Source organism: Wolbachia endosymbiont (group B) of Chorthippus parallelus, assembly GCF_947251815.1.
Classification (GTDB): Bacteria; Pseudomonadota; Alphaproteobacteria; order Rickettsiales; family Anaplasmataceae; genus Wolbachia.
Genome location: NZ_OX366390.1, coordinates 1,378,586 through 1,403,920 on the forward strand (window position 1 = coordinate 1,378,586; position 25,335 = coordinate 1,403,920).

Sequence of the window (25,335 nt, forward strand, 5' to 3'; positions counted from 1 at the left end):
CTCATGTCATTACTTCTTTTAATTTGTGGATCTTACCTGATTTTATAATACAGTTCATCACTTTTCCTTAACTTAATGGCAGTGATCTTCCCTCTTACCTCCTTTATATCATATTTTTAACTTACAATATTCCCGCACTAGTCTCCATTCTTTTATCTTCTTTCCTATTTGGCAGTATATAGAACCTATTTTTTCTTCAACACATTCATCAGCAGAGAGGCCAATTGCTTGTGAAACAATATCAACAGAAATCCCTGCTTTAACCAGACCCTTTGCAATTTTTATTCTCTCCGTTTTTTTACTACTTTTCTCACTAATTTGAACAAACTTGGTTAATAAACAAAATATCTTACGTAACTCTTGATCGTCAATCTTTTTATATTTTCTTATTAAATATAGTATCTCTTCTTCCTTATTTTTAATGCAGATTTTCTTATTCGATACAGAAATAAGATCCGTAATACTAATTGATAACACCTTTGCTATAGAGTACAACTTTTCAATCGAAATTCTACGTGTTCCTTTTTCATATTGTAGTATTACCTGATATGTTATACCGACTTTTTTTGCTAAATCTTTTTGAGTATATCCTCGCTTTAACCTCCAGCTCCTTACTTTTTGCGCTATTTGGTACCTTATGGAAACAGTAGTATGCTTTGCCATACAGAAATAGATATTATATAGGTTAATACTACCAAATAAAGATATACAAAAACTTCTACGTTTCAATTTTAGTTGAATATTTCTTTAGAATTGTGTATAATTATTAATGCTTTTTACGTACTCTTGCTATGGCTTTATCTAAATTTCTTGATCCAAAAAACGACCTTAGTTTTAAGAAAATATTTGGCTCTGAAAAAAATAAAAATATCCTCATTCACTTCCTCAACGATATCTTGGACTTTTCTACTTCTGATCAAATAATGGAAATTGAATTCCTTAGTACTATCATGGATCCTGAAATTGCCTCTGACAAACAAAGTATTGTTGATGTTCTTTGCAAAGACTCTATTGGTAATAGATTTGTCATCGAAATGCAGCTCGCTCGTGATAAAGGCTTTGAAAAACGTGCTCAACTTTATGCCGCTAAAGCTTACTCAAGACAATTAGATAAATCTGGTAATTACATCGATCTTCAGAAAGTTTTCTTTATTGCTATTTCTAATTGTAACCTTCTGCCTGAAGAAGTTGACTATATTTCTACTCATAATATACGTGATATCAAAACCAATGGTCATTACTTAAAAGATCTACAATTTGTCTTTATTGAGTTGCCTAAATTTACAAAAAATAGAGTAGAGCAGTTAGAGAATACTACAGAGAGGTGGTGTTTCTTTTTTAAATACGCAGAAGAAACAACTGAAGAAGATCTGAAAAAGATAGCAGCAGAAGCTCCGATAATAAAGCTAGCATATGATGAATTAGACAGGTTCCGCTGGAATGAAAAGGATTTGATCGCATATGAGGAAAGAATATTGAGTGTACAGAAAGAAAAGGCTATCCTCGAGCAAAAACTTGATGATGCTAAACAAGAAGGTAGACAAGAAGGCATCCAAATTGGCCATGAAAAAGGTAAAATTGAAGGTCGAAAAGAAAGGGATATTGAAGTTGCAAAAAACTCACTCAAGGCCGGTGTCTCTATTGATGTTATAGCTCAAATTACCGGTCTCTCTCATTCTGAAATTTTACAACTCAGGGAAAAAACATAAATACTACAACTTATTCATTTTATTTTTCAACATTTATGAAAATCTTTCCTAAGTTAGACATACCCCTTAATTAAGAGTCTAATGAACTGTCTAAAACAGCTATAAAGATTGCACATAGAATTATATAAATTACTATCATAACGTTACCCAAACTTCTATATCAAAGCTACTTTAGTATTAGGACCATCAAACTTGCTACTGGTTTCCCTAATTATTTTGGCTACCCTCACTTTAAATTTTCCACTACTTGGCATATTACCTCTTATATTATAACCTACCTATTGAGATTACCTCCAAGCTTGGTTACTCCTATCTCAGAAAGGCAAGTTGATACTTTTGAATGGCTTTGAACACAAGCATTACTCAAATAACTTTGAGGTTCTAAACTCATTTGCTTTGCACCACCAACTTCTAATGTACCATCTTTGTTGTGTAATATCTGCTCTATTGATTGATTTAGCAGCCCCTTATTAAATTGAGCTATAAACTTTTCAAATTTCTTCGGACTTAATTTACCAGCTTCTTCACCAGGACATGCTTTCTCTACATACGATTTTAAAATCCCTGAAATTTCATTAAATTTACCCCTCATGACTTTTCTAGTAATCTCTTTCTGCATTCCCATATAATCAATATTTAACCGATGCATTGATATGCCACTTTTTAATGCAGCTTGCTCTACTACTTTCTCAAATCTATTTGTAATATTGAGTGCATAGCCCTGTGCTTTTAGTGAAGATATAGGCTGATCTACAGTAGAAACATACTTCTGACCCGTAACCTTTCTAACGAGCACGTCAAGTAACATTATTGTACCATTTACATCCATTTTTGCATCAACTTGTGAGATTGGACTTGAAGTGTTTGATGTTTCCTTAGATAATGTAGGTTTAGAATTTAATAATCCACCTACAGAGCCTTTTACCCAATTAAATAAATCATTTATCCAGGAAGATGGTTTTATTGCACTGCTTGTTGCTATTTCAGGTTGATTACTTGAATCTATAGCAAGTGGTTTTCTTGACATATGATGATGATTGTGATCTCCATGGTGATGACGGCGTTTGCGTTGTAAAGGTTCTCCTCTTTCTTCCCTGAGCCTTTTTTCTAAGTATTCTACAATATTATTGTGCCCCTTATCTTTAGCAATATCTAGCGGTGTTTTACCACCCTTATCTTTAGCATTGATATCGGCTCCTTTACCTATAAGATACTTTACCATATCCAAATGTCCACCCCAAGAAGCCCAGTACAATGGTGTATGACCTTGTTTATCAGCATCATCAACGCTTACCCCCTTGCTCAGGAGAAAATCTATAATATTCTTATGATTGTCTTCAGCAGCACGATGTATAGGTTTTCTGCCAAAAACATTCTCAGCATTAATATTAGCACCTTTTTCTACTAAAAACTTTGTAACCTCTAAATTACCTCTTGATGCAGCCCAGTGTAGCGGTGTCCAACCATCTTTGTCAGCATCATTAATATCCGCTCCCTTACTGATAAAAAATTCTACAATATTTTTGCGATTGTTTATAGCAGCAACATGTATAGGCGTTCTACCAAGAATACTCCTAGCATTGATATTAGCTCCCTTTTCTAATAAAAACTTTACAATCTCTAAATGTCCTCCCCGTGCAGCCCAGTGTAGTAGTGTGCAGCCATATTTATCAGTAACATTAACACCACCCTCGTTCTCAACAATAAACTTGACTGTACCTAAGTTACCGATCCAAGCAAAATAGTATGCACCATGCTCATCCTTGCTCACCCCCTGAGCAATAAGACTTTTTATCCTCTCAAGATCACTACTTTGTACAGTTATTAATAATTCTTTATCTAAGTGTGCCTGCCTCAAAATCTTGATTATACTTGGGTCTGCAACATCTAGAGGAGTTCTATCATTACTATCTTCAGCATCGATATCAGCGCCTTTACTTATCAGATACTTCACTGCATTCAAGCGACCAAATCTTGAAACATAATGTAGACAAGTAGCACCATCATTATCCCTAACATTAATATCAACTCCTTCTTTTATAAGATACCCTGCTATATCTAAACGATTATCAATAAAAGCAAAATGTAACAGCGTCAAACCATCCTCACTTTGAATATCTAAACTAGCACCTTGATTTACAAGGTCTTGAACTTTACTAAGATCACCACTTTGTACTACAACCAATAGCTCCTTACATAATTCCAATTGTTTTTTACTTAAATATCCTATAACACTGATATGGTTCCTATCAATAGCAACGTCTAGTGGTGTTTTTCCATACTTATCCTTGATGTTTATATTTGCCTTTTTATCACGTACAAAATATTCTACTAAACCTAAGTAACCGTTCCAAGAGGCAAAATATAGAGGTGTTCTACCATTTTTATCAGCATCATTGATACTTGCCCCTTTTCTGAGAAGAACTTCTATGATATCTTTATTGTTTCTCTTTGCAGCACAATGTATAGGTTTCTCACCAAAAATGTTCTCAGCACTAATATTTGCACCTTTTTCTATCAAGAACCTTACAACCTCTAAATGACCTTTCAATGCAGATCCATGCATAGGTGTCCAACCATCTTCATTAGAAGCATTGACATCAACACCTTTCTCAACAAGATACTGAGCTATAGTCAAATACCCTTTCAATGCAGCGTTATGAAAAGGGGTATTACCATCTTTATCTTCAGCATCAACGCTAGCCCCTTGATTAACAAGATTTTTCACTTCACTAAGATTTCCAATCTTTGTAGCACTCAACAATTCTTTATCTAGTTCTGCTTTTCTTGAAGATCTTGTCGTATCTGAGTTGAGATCAGTATGTGAACTAGAGATATCCCTTCTTTTCACAGCATGCCCACAATCTTCAATATTCCATTTAAATTGATCACTCTTTGAATTCTTTGGAATCCAAGTAAATACTCTCCTCCTCTCGTCATCATAATTAAAATGATCAACAGCAGCATATAAATATTCGTTAAGTTCAACATTCATTATATAACAGCTGCTACCAATAGGTTCTATCTTCCATGTATCTCGTCCAACTCTGCCCCCCGGAATCCAAGTAAACACTTTCCTCCTCTCGTTATCATAATTAAAATAATCAACAGCACCGTATAAATATTCATTAAATTCAACATTCATTATAGAATAATCATCACCATCAAGTTTAATTTCCCATCTAAATTTATCATTCTTTTCATCTTTTGGAATCCAAGTAAATACTCTCCTTCTATCATCATCATAACTCAAATAATTACTAGCAGCATATAAATATTCATTATGATCAATATTTTTAATGCATACTTTTGACGCAAATACTATATTCTTTACTGACTCTGGTAATTTACTTTTTAGCCTTTTAAGATCAGATCTTTTTTCTGAATCGAGACTAGAATATTTATCAAAACTCGTTGCCTCTTTAATAGAGTAAGCTAACTTAAATATTGCACTATTATTTAAATCACCATTCCTTTGCATTGCATCAAACACAGCTACATAACCTGATATACGCTGATCAACATTATTATGACTGCGTACATAACTTAATATTTCTTTCGTATCTACTCTCCCATACACCTCATTTATAACTCCTTTAATTATATCATCAAACAGCTTTCCATCTGATTTATAAATTTCATTAGCAAGTTCATTAACTGAACTATACCTATTACGCAACATGCCATCCTTTAGCTTCTCTTTTGTTACACTTCTTATTGAATATCTTAACTCCTCTACAAAAAACTCTGCCCATCTTCTTACGTTAGATGAAGTATCTGCTTGATTTATAATTTCCTTTTTTGCACTTTTAACTATCCCCATCATCTTATATGGGTCGTTACTTTTAGCTTCAATACTAGCATTCTTATCAAGGAAGAATTTGACAATATCTAAGCTACCATTGCAAGCAGCTATACGAAGAGATGTTCTACCATTTTTATCTTTAGCTCCAATGTCAGCACCTCTCTCAACAAGAAACTTAGCTATATTCAAATTGCCTTGCTGAGCAGCCCAGTGCAGAGGGTTACAACCATAGATGTCTTTATCTTTAACACTAAAGTGCTTTCTCTCAAAAAGAATTTCTACTATGTCTAATCTACCTTCTTGAATAGCCACATATAAAGGTGTTAATTCATGCTTACTTTCAGTATTAATACTTTCAATTTTTCTAATTAAACCTTTAGCTTCATTAATATTGTTTTGCACTATAGCATCAAACATGTGCTCCTTTAATAAAGTTACTTTCTCCTTATTAAAGTCCTCTATAACATCTTTCGAATTACAAGCAGAGACTATGCATTTCAAATTAGAAACCATCGTATCATTAAAAGCGAACACCATTTCTCTTGCTGGTTGATAGGTATTCCAATTTTCTACTTTTGCTAAGGTATTATTTTTATGTGATAACACTAAACTATCATCAGTAATCTCGGTATCAAAATCCAATATAGACTTATCTCTAAAATCAACCAAACCAATATCATTTTTATCGATAGGTTGATTATGATAAATTTGTAATCCTTGTTCCTCTGGTTGATAGTATCTGAAAAAGCTAGGATTGATCTCTAGATGCTCAAGCCTTAAGTTTGTACTATCGATTTTATAAAGCTCATTGTTTATTCGTAATACAATTTGTTGATTCTCTAGATTTTTAAAATAATCAACTAACCCAATGGATAAAGACCATTTAGTACCTTTACTATCAAGTATTGTAATATCTTGTATCTCTAAACTATCCTCTGTAAGGTCAGAGATTGATTTGCCATAACATTCATTTATATAATCCCTTTTACCTTGTTCTATGCTTATACTATCAACACCTGTTACACTTAACTCAGCAAAATCAATGATACTATAAGGTATAGGTACTGCTTTATTTTTTATTTTTAAATTGAGCCTTATTGGCGACGATGAAATTTTGCTATTTAATGTATCTGGTAGTTTGATAATATACTGGTTTTGCCCTTTCTCTCCTTCTATTGTAATATCCTGATAGTAATTACATAGCATCACGTAGTCATCATAACCATAGTTCCGTCCATTATTAAGGTATTTCTGATAACTACTTGTAACGTCAGAGCTACTATAGCTAAAATCAACTATGACTTGACCTGAGTACATGCCAGAAATTATCACTTTTTCACTAGGTACTCCCATGTGGTTTTTAATAACTTCTACTTGAGATACTGGTATGTCAAAATTATTGTTATTGACAATATCTTTTGCAATTTGGTAAGTATCAAGTAATCCTTGGTCTAGTATACTTGCTTGTATAAATGCTTTTAACTTTTTTGCACTATTTTGTACTACCTCTCTACTAATATCACCTCCTGAACTTTTCAGCTCTTGATATCTAATATCTTCTATTGTATCAGACAAAGACTTATCTTGTATTGCAACAGACTCTGTTATTCCATTGCTATCTACTTGAATTACTAGATTTTTAAAATCATTGATTTTAGTACTTGAAACAATACTTTGTGTATTATTAGCTAAAAGATCTAAGCTATAGCCGACCTTTTCTATATCTTCACTTATTCTCCACTGTGTGATATTAGCAACTTGAACCTTTATTATGTCAATATTTCCTTTTATTTTTCCTGTACTGCCCAAATCACTTACTATCTTAGCATTATCACTATCTTCATTAACAACAAATATTGTTTGCTTTAATCCCCTGTTATGCACATTTTCTTTGTTAACTACTCTAACTTCATAATCTTTGTCTGTGCAGTTAAATGAATTCTGCCAGACTTCTGCATTTTTTACATTAATCAATCTTGTTTTACAGTGAGTAGTAATATTTTGCTTGCTGTCAGAATTAGACACATAGTTATATGTGTTAACCAATCTTATGTTATTACTATTACCATAACGTATAGTTCCACTATGCAAATTTGCAGCGATATTATTAGCTTTAACATTCATTACTAGAGTATTTTCTTTTCCTGGTCCACCTTCAAGAGTACCAGACATATAGTCATTAATAATAAAAATAGTTTCATTATTTTTTGAGCCGACATAACGTATATTACTACCCTCTGAAATATGCATTACTGCTGGATAATTTGCTGCTGCTGTTAATGTTTTAGGTCCTGAAATATATAATACTGATCCTCTAGGAAATGTTTGCTTTTTTGTATTACTATGCTCTTTTCTTGTTGGATTAGTAAAGATAAAAGGTTCTCCTGAGAGAGTAAAGCTCTCTTGACAATTTCTATAAATTTTGCCACTGTTACATGGAGCGAACGCATCGTCACCTTTGTGCTTTGTATTGATTGTTTTGCTGCATTGAGATTTTTGTATCGGATTTGTTAATGGTGCATCTACAATTCTTAAACCAAGGTCTTTATACTCATATTTAGTTAAGTGAGGAATATGTTTGGCTTCAGTATTAACAATATAAACTTTTTCCTTTTCATATGATTCTTGTAAACATTTATTTGCTATAAAACTCCCTGCAGGAAAAGCAATTGTTCCAAGAACAGGAAGTGTACATTCAAATCCTCGCATATTCAAAGTATAAGGTATCATAGGCAATGCTTTGGATATGTCAAGTGAAGACAGATCATTCTTCACATTAGAAGCTGTATTAATCTTGTCAGAAGAGATATTATCATATTTTTTTTCTAAATCACATGTCCACTTCATCTGCGTCGCACAACCAGGACCATACGGTGATGGCATAATACATATAGGCTGTGCACCCATATTTTTAATCACCTCACTATATTTCTCTTCAATGGAGATTACGTATTGTACAACTGCAGCTATGTCATAATTATCATTTAACAGTTTAATAGCTGCTTCTTTTACGTAAGTTAAATAACCTTTTATTCTAATTGTGTCTTCATATTCTTTTTCTACATCTCTTCCTGTAAAAAACTTGATTACCCCTGCAAAAAACACTTCCGCTTGTTCACCACCAGGTAATAGAGGTACTTGCTCTGCTATTGCTTTAGTATATTCCATTCTTTCATGAATTTTTACGCCCATTGTTATCAATACATCAGCAACCATAGTAACTACTGCTGCCCTACCCAAAACTTTGCCTGCAGCAGATAACCCCCTTAAAATCTTAGTAGTAGCACTTACACTTTTTATCGTAAAACTAACCCCTGCACTTATAGGCCTTATGCTCATACTTGCTAGTTTTACACCACTACTTGTTGTCCAATAATAATTTAGTGGATGATGATTACCTTGAGCTATTTCGTTTATACTGTATCCAAATTGATAAGCAATGGTTGCAAATGTAATACTTTGAACTACAGGATTACTGATAACCTTAACAAAAGCTTGACGTGCAGGCCCTGGTATTTTACCAATCAGTTTTCCTACTTTACTACTAGGAGAAATACTTACACTCGTCCTAACATCATCCATAGCATCTAGTATACCATTGATACCAAATACTTGCTTTAAAGCATTATTATCATGTCGTCCAAGTGTTGCTGTATCACTTATACTATCAAGCAAGTCATATATAGCCATCATGGAAAAAAACTTTCCACCTTTTGCTCCTTTTATTTTCGCTGAATCAAATTTATCATGGTCAAATGCAATTCCTTTTTCTTGAAGGCTGCTCTCTACATTACTAATATAACCTGCAAAAACTTTTTCACCAAGATCATCAAAGTGACTTTTAAACCTGTCGAAAGTATCTTCCCTCACTCCTTTTGCTAATAAGTTTTGTTTAATTTCCTCTACAATATTATTGTAATCTTGATTAGTTTGAACATCACCTATATCTTCAATGTATTTTTTATTCTCTAACAACTGTTTATCATTTGATAGTTGATGTAATTTATCAAAGATTACTTCTTTTCCATCTTGAAATATACTATCTAGCTCTATTCTATAATCATCAATTTTTAAATAATATTCGCTACTTTGATCTTTAATTTCTTCTATTATAGCATACTCTTTATCGCTACTTACTTTTAACTTTATCTCAAGATTTTCCTTATCCAGTATATAATTTTCTATACTCTTAATATTTGTAGCGTTATCTATTATTAATTCTTTATCATTACCGTCATTGTCTTTGAATTTTACACTCATTTTACCACCATCAATCCTCACTTGAGGAGAATCTATAGTTATAATTTTTGTATCATAAGCTTCAATACCAAACAACTCTTTAATAAATCTTTCTTTTTCTTCCTTTGTAATCTCTTCTTCATCACGTGAATCTATACAGGCCATACCTGTACTGCGCTGTTTCCTTCCTTTAGAACATTGCTGCTGACTAAAACTAAAGATAGAGCTATGAACTACTTTAACAGAATCAAACTCATCTTTGCTCATTAAGATAAGAGAATCTGCATTATTCGCACCTTTATCAAACACAACACCCATAAAGGCCACTTCCTTTCCATCTGTAAGTGTTTTATAAGTTACACCTTTTACATACTCTGTATTTATCTGATCATTTGCCTCCTTTACCAATGCATCAGCTGTCTTACCCTCCCTTGGTCCTTTAAGTTCTAATCCTACTGGATCGTATTCTTTCGCGTTTCCATCCTTATCTGTACTGATGCCATGAACAACCATATCAATACGTTTTCCTCTCCCTGTTTGAAACTCCGTTAATATCAATGCTCTAGGAGATTCTTTTAATTTTAAATCACTATAATAACTAAACGCCCCATGTAACACTCCTTGAAAATGAGCCTCTTCACCAATAAAATCCTTAAAAGAAAACATCCCTTCTCCAACTTTCTTTGTTAGTGAATCATATTTATCTACTGATAGAACCTTACCTGCTGCAGGAGTAATTTGAGACTTGAACGCTTCATCAAATGCTTCTCTCAATCCATTAAGATAGGGAACTTCTTTTAATTTTCCTTTGAAAAAATCTTTTCCTTTTTTATATTCACTCAAGGAGTCATACCTATTAACTTCCTCTATGTTAAAAAAATCTGACTTCTTTTGCTCACTTAAACTTATATACACCTCTGTGATTTTGCTTTGTTCTGTTAAGCTATCAGGCATAAGTATCTTTTTACTGCTACGATCCCCTCTTCCTCCTTCTCTAACATGAAAAATAAATACCTCTTCATTACGACCTCCTCTAATCAACGTAAAAGTTGTTACAGGCTTTCCGGATTTTGTGGTAGAATCGAGTGGGTATTCATCATATAAAAATATAAATCTCTTTAGATCTACTCTTTTGAACTCATTAGCAAGAAGAAGTTGCCCTAATAAAAACCTACTAAAGTAATTACCTCCTTTCTCTGGCGTACCAGGAAATGTATGATAAATACGTTCTAGTGGCTGTTTTATTTCCTTTTTAAGGTCAGCGATCGCACTTTCTTCACCACTCCAACTTGAAGTTACTTCTAGAAGTTTCTGTATCGTAGGTCGAGCAGGCTTCCTGTCAGCAGGTGGAGATATATACATAGAAAACTTTTCAGTTGAATCCAAATTTAACCCTACACAAAGCACATTATCTGAAATGGTTAAAACACGCATTGTATTTGGCTGAAAGCCTTTTGCATAATCCTTTGCTTGCTCCAAAGCATTTTCTGGCGTAGTACCACGACCTGTTCCAGCTTTCAATTCAATAATAATTGGAACAGCATTTAATGATCTATCCTTACCACGAGGCACTAGAACAATATCAGCATAACCTCTTCCTGCAAATTGCTCTAAGTAAACCCTGAGATTATACCTATAGCGGAAATTCACTAAAGCTCCTGCTATAAATCCATGATGTGCTGCTTCTCTTGCTTGATCAGCGTAAACAATTGAATTCTCATATTCAGAGTGGATTCCACTAACTTTTTTAAGAATTTTCTCTAAAGGTTTACTAACTTCCTCTGCGTCAGAATTGGTAAGTTTGGCTATATCACTTTCTGGATTATTCCATACCCCCTTTTTTATTTCTTTAAACTTATCTTTTGAAGCATCATCTTCATGCAATTTTTTATCTTCCACTACAACAAGTACTCCTTGTTGATTAACATTACCTTTATCAATTGTTACTAATTTAACTCTTAATTCGCCCTGATTGTCAAAAACAGGTTGAAATCGTGCAGGCTGAGATCTTCCTAATGCATCCCTCAATTCACCATAACTGAACTTTTGAGTTGCAGAAGGGGCACCTTTCTCTGAGATCACAAATAACCTTATCTTATCTATCACATCTTTTTTACCTTTAATGTCACCTTTCCTTATGATAGCCACCTTCAAAGTTTGTGGACCATCAAAACAGAAACATATTTTTTCAATATCTAGCTTTACTGCAATCTCTGTGTCTATGAAAGTAGAAAAACTGCCTAAAAAGAAATGAGGGAAAAATCCTTGCTTAGCTACTGAATGCAAATACGATGGAACTGGTCAACATACGATTGAAACCTTGCTTTGAAAGATTCAAAATCACTTCCTTGCTGAGTTGAAGTACTTGCTACATTTGAACCTGCTTCTCGAATTAATAGTTCTACTAACTCAAAATCTTGTGGCTTTTCTTGACCTAACATATAACCCCCTAAATTATAATATAATACTTTTTAATGATCACCTAACCCCACATAAGATTGTTTACTTAACTTAACTTCAGCCAAATTAGCACTTACACTATTCTGAGCAAGATTTTTCTCTATGGACTTACCATAAGCTAAAAATCTATTTAATAAATCATGATCTCTTTGCTCTAATATGGAACGTATGTAATCTGCTTGTTTGTAAGTCATGAATTCTTTTATTTGATTAGAGTCCAGCTTATCTAGTACTGCCCATACCGGGTCCATAATACTCTTCTTTACCCAAGGTATTAGTAGATTTGTATGAAAACAAGGAGATGAATCCATTACTTCCTCACTTATTACAAAAGCACGATGACTGTCAAACCCTTCTTTTGTCCATATATGGAGAAAAAGCTTTTTAGCTGCGTCTAAATAACATCCTGAATACTCTTGTATTTTTATAGAACACAAGCGGGCATTATAATAATCTCCTGAAATTTCACTCTGTTTTAGACAATCAAACAATTGTTGATATTTATCAAAGCTAAGCGTGTTCTTTATTCTATTTAAAGAACCATAGCAACCATTTTTCTCTAAATCTCTTTTCAAAAGCTCTGGATATTTGTCAGGATCTATCTGACTTAAACAAAATTCAAACACATCAGGATAGCCATTATCATGTGCCGCATGCACTGCAATTCTCATGAAAACTTCATCTTTTTCCTGAGCACTTAACTCACTTTCAGGCAACAATTTAATCTTGTCCCAAAAGAATTCCACTGCTTCTACATGTCTTCTATTTGAACTTATTGCTGCACGATGTAAACCAAAGACATAAGGATGCTGGCCTTTTAGATCTAACTCTGAAATATATCCACTAATGAAATGTGACCAAAATTGCATCATTGTGTCCGTATACCAACTCCCACTTACTGATTTAACTAACTTTTTTAATGCATCTGAATCTCCCTCATTTATTTCATCTTCCCGTTTAAAATGTTCAAATATAGAGATTATGTCTTCTTCTAAGCAACACCAACATGCAACCTGGTAACGATCAAAGTCATCTAGTGGATTACTTATACCCTTAGAACTTTTTGATTCTATCATCTTTTTAGCTACTACTCTTCTATTGAGTTTGATACCATGTATTGTATCGGTTTTTTCCCAACATTCTTCATTTGATAATATATCCAAAAAGAACGGAAGTTTTTTTTCACCCCAACTGTCAAATATTTCCAAAAATGCACCACACCAATTTTTCAATTGAAGTTGTTTAGATTCTTTATAAGGATCATCATCCTTAACAATAGAGAAAACAGCTTTTCTTAGTTCATCACAGTCCATAATTCTTACCTCACAAACAAAACCATACGTAAGATACAGAGCTATAATAATTTATAGACTCTATACTAATTTCAACATCATACTCCACCTTTGTAACCTGTCAATCACTATTTTAGAAAATTTCTAACCCAAAACAACTTTTGATAAAAGGCCATTAACAGACTCATTTTATGATCTTTTATTAAATTAAGATCTCTTTTCATTATAAATTTACCTAAATTATTTTTAGATAAATCTTTATTAATTTAAGAAGATATATTATTAAGATCTCAAGCAAGATAGCCATTTCCAGCACCCAAAACTACCGTACGTGAGAACAAGTTTCTTTGGGATGGGATGGTCTACCATCACTGCCATTAAGTTAAGGAAAAGTGATGAACTGTATTATAAAATCAGGTAAGATCCACAAATTAAAAGAAGTAATGACATGAGTAAAAAAAAGAATAATCATGTTTATAAAAAATAAATTGATGAGTTTAAACTTTATAAACGCACACAGAGCATCCTCAAAAGACTTCTCACGAAAAAGAAAGCTGCCCTTCGTTAATGTATTTCTCCTGATTTTTAGAAAGAGTGTAAAGTCATTACAAGTGATGCTTAATGAGTTTGTTCTGCATACAAGAAAAGATTATACAATTACGGCAAGTGCATTTACTCAAGCAAGAAAGAAGCTAAAGCATACTGCGTTTTCAGAGTTAAATGATGATATAGTTTCCCTATACTACCAAGATCAGGAATTTAAAACCCACCATGGCTTCAGAGTACTTGCATTTGATGCTTCAATACTGATTCTGCCAAAGAGCGACAAAATAATAGGTGAGTTTGGCTCAAGAGCAGTATGGAATGGAATCCAGAGATTTGAAGACTATACAAGTGCAACCTTTGAAGTTTGCTACGATGTGCTAAATAATATTGCAATAAAATCTGTGCTAAGTAGAGGTGACAGCTATGAGGTTGATTTAGCAATCGGTATGCTTGAATCCATAAAATCAGACGATTTGTTAATCTGTGATAGAGGATACGTATCTTATCGATTTCTTGCTGAGCTTACAGGAAGGAAAATCAATTATATAATTCGCTGTTCAAGTTCGTCTTTCAATGAAATAAACGCTATGTTTAAGCCGGAAAGCCCATCTAGTACGGTGGTAGTGTCTACCGCACCTATTAAAGTAGCAAGACAGCTACGAAAGCTAGGATTACCTGATGAGATGAAATTCAGGTTAGTCAAAATAATACTTTCTTCTGGCGAAGTTGAAGTGTTAGTAACATCTCTGTTAGATGAGAAACGTTTTACAGTTGAAGAGTTTGAGAGATTATATTACTTGCGCTGGGGAGTAGAAACATTTTTTTCTAGGCTGAAGGGAAGATTAAATTTAGAGAATTTCACAGGAAAAAGTATTGAAACTATCAAGCAGGATTTTTGGTCAACTATCTTCATCAGTAATCTAGAAAGTATCATGATAGAAGATGATGAAGAGACATTGAGCGCACAGAATAGTAAACTAAAAAAAAGCATCAATAAATCTGTCTCATTTAATGCGATTAAAAACTTAGCCTTTGATATTTTTTCTACAGAGTCAGACATAGACTGCATTATGGATCGACTATCACAGTTATTTTTGATGAACACTTTAGTGGTGAGAAAAGGGAGAAGTATAATGCACTGCCATTAAGTTAAGGGAAAGAGAAGTTAAGATTGGACAAAAAATTTGAAGTGATTGATAATTATGGTAAATACTAGGGTGAATTTTTAAGAAAAGGGAGTCTGAAAAGTGCAAGTTATTTAAAAAAGTAATAATTGCAGGTTATTTTGCAAAGAATGTACTAATGCAATGATACTGAAAAGATATCTTGAATTTAAAACACATGTTTTCTAGCTCTTTTCTGGTAGTTGAGTGAACGAATATCAGATATCTTATGACGATCAACTCTTCTCCCTTTTCTCACCACTAAAGTGTTCATCAAAAATAACTGTGATAGTCGATCCATAATGCAGTCTATGTCTGACTCTGTAGAAAAAATATCAAAGGCTAAGTTTTTAATCGCATTAAATGAGACAGATTTATTGATGCTTTTTTTTAGTTTACTATTCTGTGCGCTCAATGTCTCTTCATCATCTTCTATCATGATACTTTCTAGATTACTGATGAAGATAGTTGACCAAAAATCCTGCTTGATAGTTTCAATACTTTTTCCTGTGAAATTCTCTAAATTTAATCTTCCCTTCAGCCTAGAAAAAAATGTTTCTACTCCCCAGCGCAAGTAATATAATCTCTCAAACTCTTCAACTGTAAAACGTTTCTCATCTAACAGAGATGTTACTAACACTTCAACTTCGCCAGAAGAAAGTATTATTTTGACTAACCTGAATTTCATCTCATCAGGTAATCCTAGCTTTCGTAGCTGTCTTGCTACTTTAATAGGTGCGGTAGACACTACCACCGTACTAGATGGGCTTTCCGGCTTAAACATAGCGTTTATTTCATTGAAAGACGAACTTGAACAGCGAATTATATAATTGATTTTCCTTCCTGTAAGCTCAGCAAGAAATCGATAAGATACGTATCCTCTATCACAGATTAACAAATCGTCTGATTTTATGGATTCAAGCATACCGATTGCTAAATCAACCTCATAGCTGTCACCTCTACTTAGCACAGATTTTATTGCAATATTATTTAGCACATCGTAGCAAACTTCAAAGGTTGCACTTGTATAGTCTTCAAATCTCTGGATTCCATTCCATACTGCTCTTGAGCCAAACTCACCTATTATTTTGTCGCTCTTTGGCAGAATCAGTATTGAAGCATCAAATGCAAGTACTCTGAAGCCATGGTGGGTTTTAAATTCCTGATCTTGGTAGTATAGGGAAACTATATCATCATTTAACTCTGAAAACGCAGTATGCTTTAGCTTCTTTCTTGCTTGAGTAAATGCACTTGCCGTAATTGTATAATCTTTTCTTGTATGCAGAACAAACTCATTAAGCATCACTTGTAATGACTTTACACTCTTTCTAAAAATCAGGAGAAATACATTAACGAAGGGCAGCTTTCTTTTTCGTGAGAAGTCTTTTGAGGATGCTCTGTGTGCGTTTATAAAGTTTAAACTCATCAATTTATTTTTTATAAACATGATTATTCTTTTTTTTACTCATGTCATTACTTCTTTTAATTTGTGGATCTTACCTGATTTTATAATACAGTTCATCACTTTTCCTTAACTTAATGGCAGTGGGTCTACCATGTGTACCATACGAACTTTTTAATATGGTGATTTCATTATACGCTAAAACTAACCACATTAGCCCATTTCACCCACATCTACATACGAACTATTTTGCCTAAGCTTATGAAAATAATTTAAATCTTCTATTTTTATAACCTTATTTTTATGCTGCTTGTTCTTACAAATGTATGACCTTTTTTGAAGAAGTAAATAATTGAATTGTTCTTGCTACTAGTTATTGCAATATTTTACCTAAAGATGTTCTTTCAAAAAATACTGCTCATATAATAGAATGTAGTAAAACTAGATAAGTGAATATTTAAAAAATCAATCAAGCTAGGAAACAATTGAAATAGATTTTTTATGGACAGAATTCTTTACGCTATTATAGCAATACTAATTAGATAATGGTGTATATTTACAGGTAAATTCAAATTCTTTAGGTTTATCTGTCTTTTCTAAGTGAATATAAAGTTCTTTATTCTCTGTAACGTTGTTAACACAGCAACAATTTTCAACTTCATACAGGTAATCCTTATGATGTGATTCCCAATTAAGTATTTGGCGTAGTGCTTTCACTTTAGCTTTCGATTCATTCTTTGCAATGACAAATACATTTTTATGCAACTCCGTAAATTTTTTACTATCGTAACCACCAAGGTTGACAAAATAAAGCTTTTCTTCAACGTGGGTAGGTTGTCTCGTTAAGGTAATATTATAATCTTCAGCACCTTCTAATATACCCCAAGCATCAATATGGAAACCTTTTTTTACACCCCACCATTTTGCTTTTACTTCTTCATAAGTATCTTCGATCTTTTCTGCTACTACAAAAAATATATCATGTAGCTCGATTAAAGAGGTTTCAGTTTTACCTCCAACATATATGACAAATATTTTCATGATACATGCCTCCTACTTTTATTCTCTTTATCATACTAAGTCTATTCATTAAAAAATCAACAAAAATTAAGAATTTTTAGATGATGAAGTAAAACAGGCATAGATTAGACTTCTTGCATAACTGAGGAAATAATACCAAAAGTAATATTAGTGAAGGTATGAAATTTGAACAAATAAGTAAACTAGATGAAGAGGAGTTTCGAAGATTAACAGAAGTAAAAAGAAAAACATTCGAAAAAATAACAGAAATTTTAATGGAGTAAGAAAAAGGCAAGAGGAGGAAAACCAAATAAACAATGCATGTTTGTTAATGGCGCTAGAATATTTGCGTGACATATTTCATATTGGTATAGAATAAGCTAAAGTGCCTGTTATCGGTTGGATTGAGGATACGTTAATAAAACATTTACACTTCTGGAAGAAAAAGAGCTATTAGATTCGAATGTAGAGTATCAGGTTCTGGATAGTAGATGGAACAGAAATATCAATAGAGAGGTCAAAAAAATTGGAATTATCCATATGAGTTATGAAAGAGGTCTAATATAAATTGATTAATTTACATATGTATTATAATACACTTTAATAAGTAGGTAAATAATATATATGTATGTATGAGTGAGGTTAAATTAAATAGTAAAGAGAATTCTAACGACTTAGTATATCAAAATCAAGGGTCATTAGTAATTAACTATTGGCAAGACAGAAGTGATGACAAAAAAATCCTTGAAGGTAAAGCGGAAAATACAGATGAATATGATATAAAAAATAAAAAGCTTGCTCAAGAATGCGCTGAATTTGTGTTGCAAGATCTAAACAATCATAATTTTAGTAACACGCACTCACAGTTAGAGGATGATCCATACCAAACAAAAGATGATAGTCAGCAAACCTTTTTCTTTGAAGAAAGTTCACTCTTAATTGAGCAAGAAGTAACTTTAATTGAAAATGAAAGGAAGCTGATTAGTGAGTTTTATAAAGAAATGCAAGATGCTAAAAGCAAAGCTAATACAAAAAGTGCTTTAGAATATATTAAATCCATAACGGATAAATATTTAGAGAGAGGGATAAGAATAAACTCATACTGTGATAATGATGGTGAGGTTATAGTAAATTTAATATTTAAAGAAATCGCAGGTGTTCTCGATAATATTGTATTTATAAACTCCCGCACTGTAGCTCCTGAAATGCAGCCCCATGATTCTTCTGACGATGATGAAGAAGATTACTACAACTTGGATATCATAAGAGAGATTGCTCATGGTTTATTACAAAAAGGAGGAAAAGTAAAAGAGAGCCTCTTTTATCATGATAGGATAAGATATTCGACCACTGCTTTTATAGATAACAATTCTTATAAACAATTTGATGAATATCTCATTGAACAGTATAAAGAAATGAAAAAAAAGTTAAAGGATATAGCATATGAGTGTATTGTAAACAAGAGCGAGCAAACTCAAGACAAATCAGAAGTAGAGATTGATAATATCTACTTTTATACAAGATATCCACAAACTAGTATAATTGAACCCGTAAAAATCATAGCCAATCAAGAAATAATAGATCGAGGACTCAGAGTTCACATATTAAAAATAGGAAAAAGTACAGTAAAAATTGATAATAGAGGAGAAAAAAGAAATTATGTAGATCTTACAGAAGGTAGTGATGTGGTATTAACTTTCTATACTAGTTTGGGAGAATTAGAAGTTAGATTATATCCTCATGAAACAAATAAAAACTTGATAAGAGTAGAAGTGAGTGATGAAGATCTACTGGAGGACATAGAAAGTTATAATGAAGAAATAGGACAAAATTGCTTATTGGGAGGTTTATCAGTTATTGAAGCTATAAACCGAGGTTTTTTTGTTAGATCTAGTGGATTAATGCGTCCTGAAGTAATAAGCGAGTCTAACAACAAAAAGGTTTCATGGGCAGAACGTGAAGAGTTAAGAAGGGTTTCTATGGAGGAAGTTGCTAGAAGGCATAAGTTATTACAAGATTTACGCAATATTGAGTCTAATATTGTAAAAAAGGAGAAGAATTTTGACATAAAAACTCACTTGATAGACATCTTTAAAACTTTATCTAGGTTCTGTGAAGAAAAAGGGGATATTTCTAAAACAGACTTAGCTAAAGCAGCAGAAAAGGAAAGTAAAAAATTGGGGTTAGAAAGTAAATACAACTGGAGTAAGATTTTTGGTTTAGAGGAAGGAGTTATTAAAAAGGCAGAAAAACAAGGTGATAAAGAGCAAAAATCAAACATACCTGATGACTTCTATTTAGGGCACGCAATCAATAATGGAAGCTGTTTTTTTGATTCGTTTAGACAAGGACTAGAACAACAATTAGGAATAAGAGCTACTGTTGAGCAATTGCGACAATATTGTAAAGAGTTTGCACAAAATAACCCACCAGAATGGTTCACAAATGGTATTGCTAACAGTCATGATAATAATGGTGCGGTGCCAGGTTCCTATACAGAAAATATTCTAAATAACAATAGACGGGGTGATCCTGAAGTTGAAGGTAGAATACTTTGCGGAAAGTATGGTGTAAAATTGCATGTTGTAGAGAATAATCCATTACATGCTACTGATGAGCAACAAGATCTATTCTTGCATCAACTAATAGATAGCTCAGGATCAAGAAATGCAGGTGAGTATAATAGGATAGATTATAATGACAATAATGTCTTACATATAGTAAATAGGGGACATGATCATTTTGAAACACTGCTTAATAGGAATAAAATCTTAGCAAAACAAACACAAGAACAAAAAAATTCGTTATGCTATTCAAGCTCACCAAGGTGTAGTATGGACGGGTTAAAGATAGAATCTCACCAACATAAGGCACTGCTTGTAAGTAGACCATAGCTTTGTATTTGATAGAGTTTGTGAGGAAAATAACATTGAACATCGTCTAACAAAAGTTAACCATCCTTGGACAAATGGACAAGTTGAACGTATGAATAAAACATTAAAAAATGCCACTGTTAAGAAGTATTACTACAGGTCACATCAGCAGCTCAAAGAGCATCTTTATGATTTTGTTATGGCTTATAATTATGCTAAAAGACTAAAAACTCAAAGGGGAGTGTTAAATAAACCATACGCGTCAAGTTAAAGCAAATTTAGAGAAGTTAAGGTGGATACCCTAGTTTTTCTGTACTTGTCTTTTAATGAAAATTGCGACCAAGTTATGGTAAGCTTTTTGAGAAAAATATTTAAGCCTTTAATTTTATTATTTAGTGCTAAAAATAACTCTCTAACCCGTCTTTTTAGCTCAATAAATGCCTTTGTTAAGCTAAGCTCCGTATTTTTTTTCAGTTCTGTGCAACCCACTATTCCATGAAATATAAGAATTGCACACAATTTGGCATATAGCTCACATAATACTCTGTATGGCTTTCCTCTCAGCTTATCAAGCCTTATATTACTCTTATATAATTTGAACAATAATTCAATTTGCCATCTTATTCGGTAAACTACTAGTATTTGCTCAGCATTAATCTTACTTTTTGGAACATTAGTTATAAATATCGACCAATTTAGTAACTTTTGGTTCCTTTGAGAAGATGTGTATCCATGTGATCTTGCTAACCTATTAGCCTTTCTTCTTCTAGCCATAGCTTGTTCTTCAGTTAGTTTTTTAAATATAATTCTTACTTTAACCCTTGTCTCTTTTCCTAACAATACCTCCTGTTCTAGAAAAGATCGATCTCCCAAATGTTCTAGTAAATCTATTTTTTGACCTGTCTCTATATCATATATGTTAGTATCGGATTTATAACGACTTATGAAATAAGCTCCTATTTCATTGATTTGTTTAAAAGAACTTGGCACAAAATAACCCAAATCAGATATTAGTAAATCGTTGTTCGATATATTGCTTAAATGGCTTCTATAACCCTGATCTGACCTTATTCCTTCAGTTATATTAAGCTGGTCTAATGTCTGATTTAGGTAGTCAAAAACTAATTGTAACTTTATTCCAGACTTAGTATTGCTTTCATAACCACTGTAGCTGGTACCATAACCTTTATACATGTCTTCCATACTGTTAGGTAAGCTAATATAGCTGCTGTCTAATAATTTAACACCTCCAAAGTGCTTCAAGATTCTGCAATCAACTTGTAAGGTATTTTTAAGTAACGTTAAAGATTCATTATACATTCTTTTCATGAATTCCACTGCTTCCTTGGTAAATCTAAAGTCCAGACCTTGTTTTGTTATATTTATCGAGTCTTCATTCAATAATTGACACACTGTCTCTATACTACAATTATCAACCCCTATATTACCCAAAACGATGGCTTTTATGAACGACGAGCCTTTTAGCTTCCTCTTTCTTTTTATGAACCCTGTTGTAGCTGAGATTTTATCTGCTTTTTCATTAAAAAATTCTTTGAGCTTTTTTGAGATGCAAACTATTCTTTTCATTGTATAAGTTCTCCGTTTTCTTTGTTAAATTTAAGAGAACTTATATCTTCTTTTTCTCTTCCTTACACTAAGTTTATTACCACAGTTCCTTAACTTGACGCGTATGGTTTATTTAACACTCCCAAACTTTCTGCAATTCTTTAATCTCACTTATGGAAAGATTAGTAAATTTAACACTCTCACTAAATCGGATAAATTGATTGCAAAAATAAGATTTGCAGTAAGTTGGCCTTTCATAGTTAACAAAGCCAACCCTCCTGCTATTTCTCCTTACCTTAAGTTATAATACTGCCCTTGATTCACTACAGCTTCAGCATTGCTATTCTCAAGTAAGCTTGATGAAGCTTCACTATGTTTACTATCTGCGAGTTCGTTTTTAATCGATTGTACAAATGCATATAGATCTAGTCTAGGAACTTCCCTTTTTTTAAAATTTTTGAAATCTATAAATTCAATAAGAGATTTTTCTATTGCTGCCATCTCTACTATAATGTCATTCTTATGTATTTCAAAAAAGTTATTTATATTATAAAATGTCGTTGTTTTAAAATTACATTTATAATTTTTTTCTAAAATAGAAATCAATGGTTTATGGTTATGCAAGAAAATTCCTTTTATTTTATTAGTTTTGTTAATTAAAATATGGGCATATTCTGGGTATTGCGCTTTTAAGTTACTTTCATTATTAAATTTATTACGTACACCTTCATTCTCCTTCCATATGTTAGTCATTTTATTAACGTCGTTTTCTCTTAAAAAATCATGTAATGGTTTATTTTCTTTTTCCATCTTTTCAACTTCTTTTTTACAATTTTGAAGATGCTGTGAATAATTGCCCTGCCTTTCTCTTGAAGCATTTATAAATTCATCTCTTTGTTGTAAATTCTTTTCACTAACATATAAACCAACAGTTTCTAATTTTACTATTTGATTTACTATTGAGTCCGCAGCTTCTATATGACCTGCTTTGACAGCTTCGTGTAAGGGAGTATTACCATCATTATTTTCCACATTAATATCAATTCCATCTTCTAATAGAGCGTTAACTATCTTTAAATTATAATTACAAATAGCTTCGTGTAAGGGAGTATTGCCATTTTTATCTTTCGCATTAACATCAGCTCCATTTTCTAATAGAGCGTTAACTATCTCAAAATTATCAACGCGAGCAGCTTCGTGTAAGAGAGTATAGCCATGATTGTCTTTTGCACTAACATCAGCTCCATTTTCTATAAGGTATTTAACTATATCTAAATGACCACTCAGAGCAGCCTTGCGTAAGGGAGTGTAGCCATGGTAACCTTCATCTTTTTCATTAATATCAGCTCCGTTTTCTAATAGAGCTTTAACTATATCTAAATAACCACAACGAGCAGCTAAGTGTAAGGGAGTATTGCCATTTTCATCTTTCGCATTAACATCAGCTCTACGATTCAGAAGAAGTGTAACTGTCTCAATTTGACCATTTTCTATTGCTGAATGTAAGGGGGTAAAGTTATAATGATCTCTAGCATTAATATCAGCTCCATTTTCTAATAGAGCGTTAACTATTCTTAAATTACCATCGGAAGCAGCTGTGTGTAGGAGAGTGTTGTCATCATGGTCTTTTGCATTAATATCAGCTATATTTTTTAGTATAGCGTTTAATATCTCTAAATGACCACTCTGAGCAGCCTTGTGTAAGGGAGTAGTGTTATACTTATCTTTTGCATTAATATCAGCTTTATTTTCTACGAGATATTTAACTATCTCTAAATGACCATGATTTACAGCTAAATGCAGAGGAGTATAATCAAAATCACTCTTAGCATTAACGTCAGCTCCATTTTCGAATAGAGCTTTAACTATCTCTAAATGACCATGCTTTACAGCTAAATGCAGAGGAGTATAACCAAAATCACCCTTAGCATTAACGTCAGCTCCATTTTTTAATAGAGCTTTAACTATCTCGAAATTATCAACGCGAGCAGCTAAGTGTAAGGGAGTCTCTTTGAAAGTGCCTTCTATATTCACATCCAATCTTTTTTCTAATAGAGCCCTAACTATCTTTAAATTACTATAGATAATAGCTACATGTAACAATGTTATTGACCTTTTCATAATAAAACCATTAAGTCGAGATTCTACAGAAAATAGACAATTTAAAGTAAAGTCTTCTCTTTCCCACGCTTGATATATCTCTGGATGCTTTTTCTTTAAATTTTCTTTTATTTGTTCAAATATATCACCTTTGTTTGGAATTACTGCATCTAGTATTCCTTTCCACTGTTTTAATGTTAAAGTCATAATTTTTTTATCAAAATAATAATGTAGTTTAATTATTAATTATATTTATGAAAAAGTCAAGAGTTATGTATTTTTTTACATTTTATATAGAATTGTTCATATTTACTTTAGTGTCCCCCTTCGGGGATTGTAAAAACCCCTCACCTTGAGGCGAAGATAATAGTCGCGTATGCGACGTTATGGGTATAATGCATACTCTAAGTACGATATGAAAGTACACTTGGTATGGATTTCCAAATATCGCAAAAGGGTTCTAATAGGCCAAATTGCTGTTAGACTTAGGGAGCTGCCAAGGTAGGTTGCCATGAAAAATGAGATACAATACAGATGAGGTAATACAAGAGTACATATCTATCCAGGAAGGCGAGCCACTTCATGACAATGATCAATTTCAAATTGATTAATATTTAACCCTTCACCTTGTAGGTAATGGTTGTTGAGTTTTTTTGCAGCATATGCATTATTTCTTACTTTCTTCAGCATCCCTCTTGCTGATTCCACTACTTTTCCATCCAACAATTTTGATTTTAATGCCATTTTAACCTCAACTACTTCACTTATTTCAGTATGGCCTTTCCATTATTGTCTATCTGCTCTCTCTACAATGGGCATTGGTATGAGCCATTATAGGTGATTTTAACGCACAGTGAAATTACTATATAAAAAAGTTCGCACGATACACTTGGTGACCATGGGATTCCAAAATGAATACCTATCACGCTATCTAATTTTTGTTGATGAAAAGGTTCTGTCGCATTTGTAGGGAAGTAGAAAGAAGAATGATATAATTTATTTATAGATGACGGAAAAATTTATTGCAGCTTTATCTTAAAAATCAAACGAGATTCTTTTCTAGTATTGTCATTTTGATAAACAATATCCTTAACTTTCTTTCCATTTTTTCTGGGTAAAGTCACTTTTTATGTAACCATTTCTCTCCTTTTGCAGAGGTT

10 protein-coding genes and 4 pseudogenes are annotated in these 25,335 nt (G+C 32.7%); 5 read left to right on the forward strand and 9 right to left on the reverse strand.

What is annotated here, in order from left to right; all coding sequences use genetic code 11:
* Positions 1 to 126 precede the first annotated feature (126 nt).
* Positions 127 to 663, reverse strand: a pseudogene (locus tag OPS21_RS06265) (helix-turn-helix domain-containing protein); the annotation flags it as partial.
* 128 nt (positions 664 to 791) lie between these two features.
* Between OPS21_RS06265 and OPS21_RS06270 the strand changes: the two are divergent.
* Entirely contained in the window at positions 792 to 1,709 is a 918-nt protein-coding gene (locus tag OPS21_RS06270; protein WP_264336698.1) for an Rpn family recombination-promoting nuclease/putative transposase, read from the forward strand.
* Positions 1,710 to 1,983: 274 nt separating this feature from the next.
* On the opposite strand, the gene OPS21_RS06275 is transcribed toward OPS21_RS06270, so the two are convergent.
* Genes OPS21_RS06275 through OPS21_RS06285 form a run of 3 tightly spaced genes read right to left on the reverse strand, consistent with a single transcriptional unit; the run spans position 1,984 to position 13,526 of the window.
* Complete coding sequence (locus tag OPS21_RS06275) at positions 1,984 to 12,039, reverse strand: ankyrin repeat domain-containing protein (protein WP_265027614.1); 10,056 nt, start codon at positions 12,037 to 12,039, stop codon at positions 1,984 to 1,986.
* Entirely contained in the window at positions 12,027 to 12,194 is a 168-nt protein-coding gene (locus tag OPS21_RS06280) for a hypothetical protein (RefSeq protein WP_264336700.1), read from the reverse strand. Before OPS21_RS06280 ends, OPS21_RS06275 begins: the two co-directional genes overlap by 13 nt.
* A 30-nt stretch (positions 12,195 to 12,224) precedes the next feature.
* Positions 12,225 to 13,526 carry a hypothetical protein gene (locus OPS21_RS06285; RefSeq protein WP_264336701.1) on the reverse strand — a complete coding sequence of 434 codons (1,302 nt, stop codon included), beginning with the start codon at positions 13,524 to 13,526 and terminating at the stop codon, positions 12,225 to 12,227.
* Between the two features lie 449 nt (positions 13,527 to 13,975).
* Here OPS21_RS06285 and OPS21_RS06290 point away from each other — a divergent pair.
* Positions 13,976 to 15,184: pseudogene (locus OPS21_RS06290) on the forward strand (IS4 family transposase); the annotation flags it as partial.
* Between the two features lie 199 nt (positions 15,185 to 15,383).
* Here OPS21_RS06290 and OPS21_RS06295 read toward each other — a convergent pair.
* Both OPS21_RS06295 and OPS21_RS06300 read right to left on the reverse strand, forming a co-directional pair.
* Positions 15,384 to 16,661: an IS4-like element ISWpi18 family transposase gene (locus tag OPS21_RS06295; protein WP_264336305.1), complete on the reverse strand. Its 1,278-nt coding sequence runs from the start codon at positions 16,659 to 16,661 to the stop codon at positions 15,384 to 15,386.
* 489 nt (positions 16,662 to 17,150) lie between these two features.
* Positions 17,151 to 17,657, reverse strand: a complete 507-nt coding sequence (locus OPS21_RS06300; RefSeq protein WP_264336631.1) for a DUF1543 domain-containing protein — start codon at positions 17,655 to 17,657, stop codon at positions 17,151 to 17,153.
* A gap of 611 nt (positions 17,658 to 18,268) precedes the next feature.
* Between OPS21_RS06300 and OPS21_RS06305 the strand changes: the two genes are divergently transcribed.
* Entirely contained in the window at positions 18,269 to 20,530 is a 2,262-nt protein-coding gene (locus OPS21_RS06305) for an OTU domain-containing protein (protein ID WP_264336632.1), read from the forward strand.
* Between the two features lie 4 nt (positions 20,531 to 20,534).
* Positions 20,535 to 20,753 (forward strand): annotated as a pseudogene (locus OPS21_RS06310) (integrase core domain-containing protein); the annotation flags it as partial.
* A 23-nt stretch (positions 20,754 to 20,776) separates the two neighbouring features.
* Here the strand turns inward: OPS21_RS06310 and OPS21_RS06315 are convergent.
* Both OPS21_RS06315 and OPS21_RS06320 read right to left on the reverse strand, forming a co-directional pair.
* Positions 20,777 to 22,096 (reverse strand): IS4-like element ISWosp7 family transposase, encoded by a 1,320-nt coding sequence (locus OPS21_RS06315; RefSeq protein ID WP_264336202.1) that lies wholly within the window; start codon positions 22,094 to 22,096, stop codon positions 20,777 to 20,779.
* A gap of 270 nt (positions 22,097 to 22,366) precedes the next feature.
* Positions 22,367 to 24,382 carry an ankyrin repeat domain-containing protein gene (locus OPS21_RS06320; protein ID WP_264336633.1) on the reverse strand — a complete coding sequence of 672 codons (2,016 nt, stop codon included), beginning with the start codon at positions 24,380 to 24,382 and terminating at the stop codon, positions 22,367 to 22,369.
* Positions 24,383 to 24,551: 169 nt separating this feature from the next.
* Between OPS21_RS06320 and OPS21_RS08100 the strand changes: the two are divergent.
* A pseudogene (locus OPS21_RS08100) lies at positions 24,552 to 24,677 on the forward strand (transposase); the annotation flags it as partial.
* 56 nt (positions 24,678 to 24,733) lie between these two features.
* Here OPS21_RS08100 and OPS21_RS06325 read toward each other — a convergent pair.
* Positions 24,734 to 24,919 carry a hypothetical protein gene (locus OPS21_RS06325; protein ID WP_264336634.1) on the reverse strand — a complete coding sequence of 62 codons (186 nt, stop codon included), beginning with the start codon at positions 24,917 to 24,919 and terminating at the stop codon, positions 24,734 to 24,736.
* Between the last annotated feature and the right edge of the window lie 416 nt (positions 24,920 to 25,335).

Bases quoted from the DNA above. Each gene is read 5' to 3' on its own strand.
- OPS21_RS06270 (WP_264336698.1), top strand. From the start codon at position 792: ATGGCTTTATCTAAATTTCTTGATCCAAAAAACGACCTTAGTTTTAAG.
- OPS21_RS06280 (WP_264336700.1), bottom strand. From the start codon at position 12,194: ATGTTAGGTCAAGAAAAGCCACAAGATTTTGAGTTAGTAGAACTATTA.
- OPS21_RS06285 (WP_264336701.1), bottom strand. From the start codon at position 13,526: ATGGACTGTGATGAACTAAGAAAAGCTGTTTTCTCTATTGTTAAGGAT.
- OPS21_RS06295 (WP_264336305.1), bottom strand. From the start codon at position 16,661: ATGTTTATAAAAAATAAATTGATGAGTTTAAACTTTATAAACGCACAC.
- OPS21_RS06300 (WP_264336631.1), bottom strand. From the start codon at position 17,657: ATGAAAATATTTGTCATATATGTTGGAGGTAAAACTGAAACCTCTTTA.
- OPS21_RS06305 (WP_264336632.1), top strand. From the start codon at position 18,269: ATGAGTGAGGTTAAATTAAATAGTAAAGAGAATTCTAACGACTTAGTA.
- OPS21_RS06315 (WP_264336202.1), bottom strand. From the start codon at position 22,096: ATGAAAAGAATAGTTTGCATCTCAAAAAAGCTCAAAGAATTTTTTAAT.
- OPS21_RS06320 (WP_264336633.1), bottom strand. From the start codon at position 24,382: ATGACTTTAACATTAAAACAGTGGAAAGGAATACTAGATGCAGTAATT.
- OPS21_RS06325 (WP_264336634.1), bottom strand. From the start codon at position 24,919: ATGGCATTAAAATCAAAATTGTTGGATGGAAAAGTAGTGGAATCAGCA.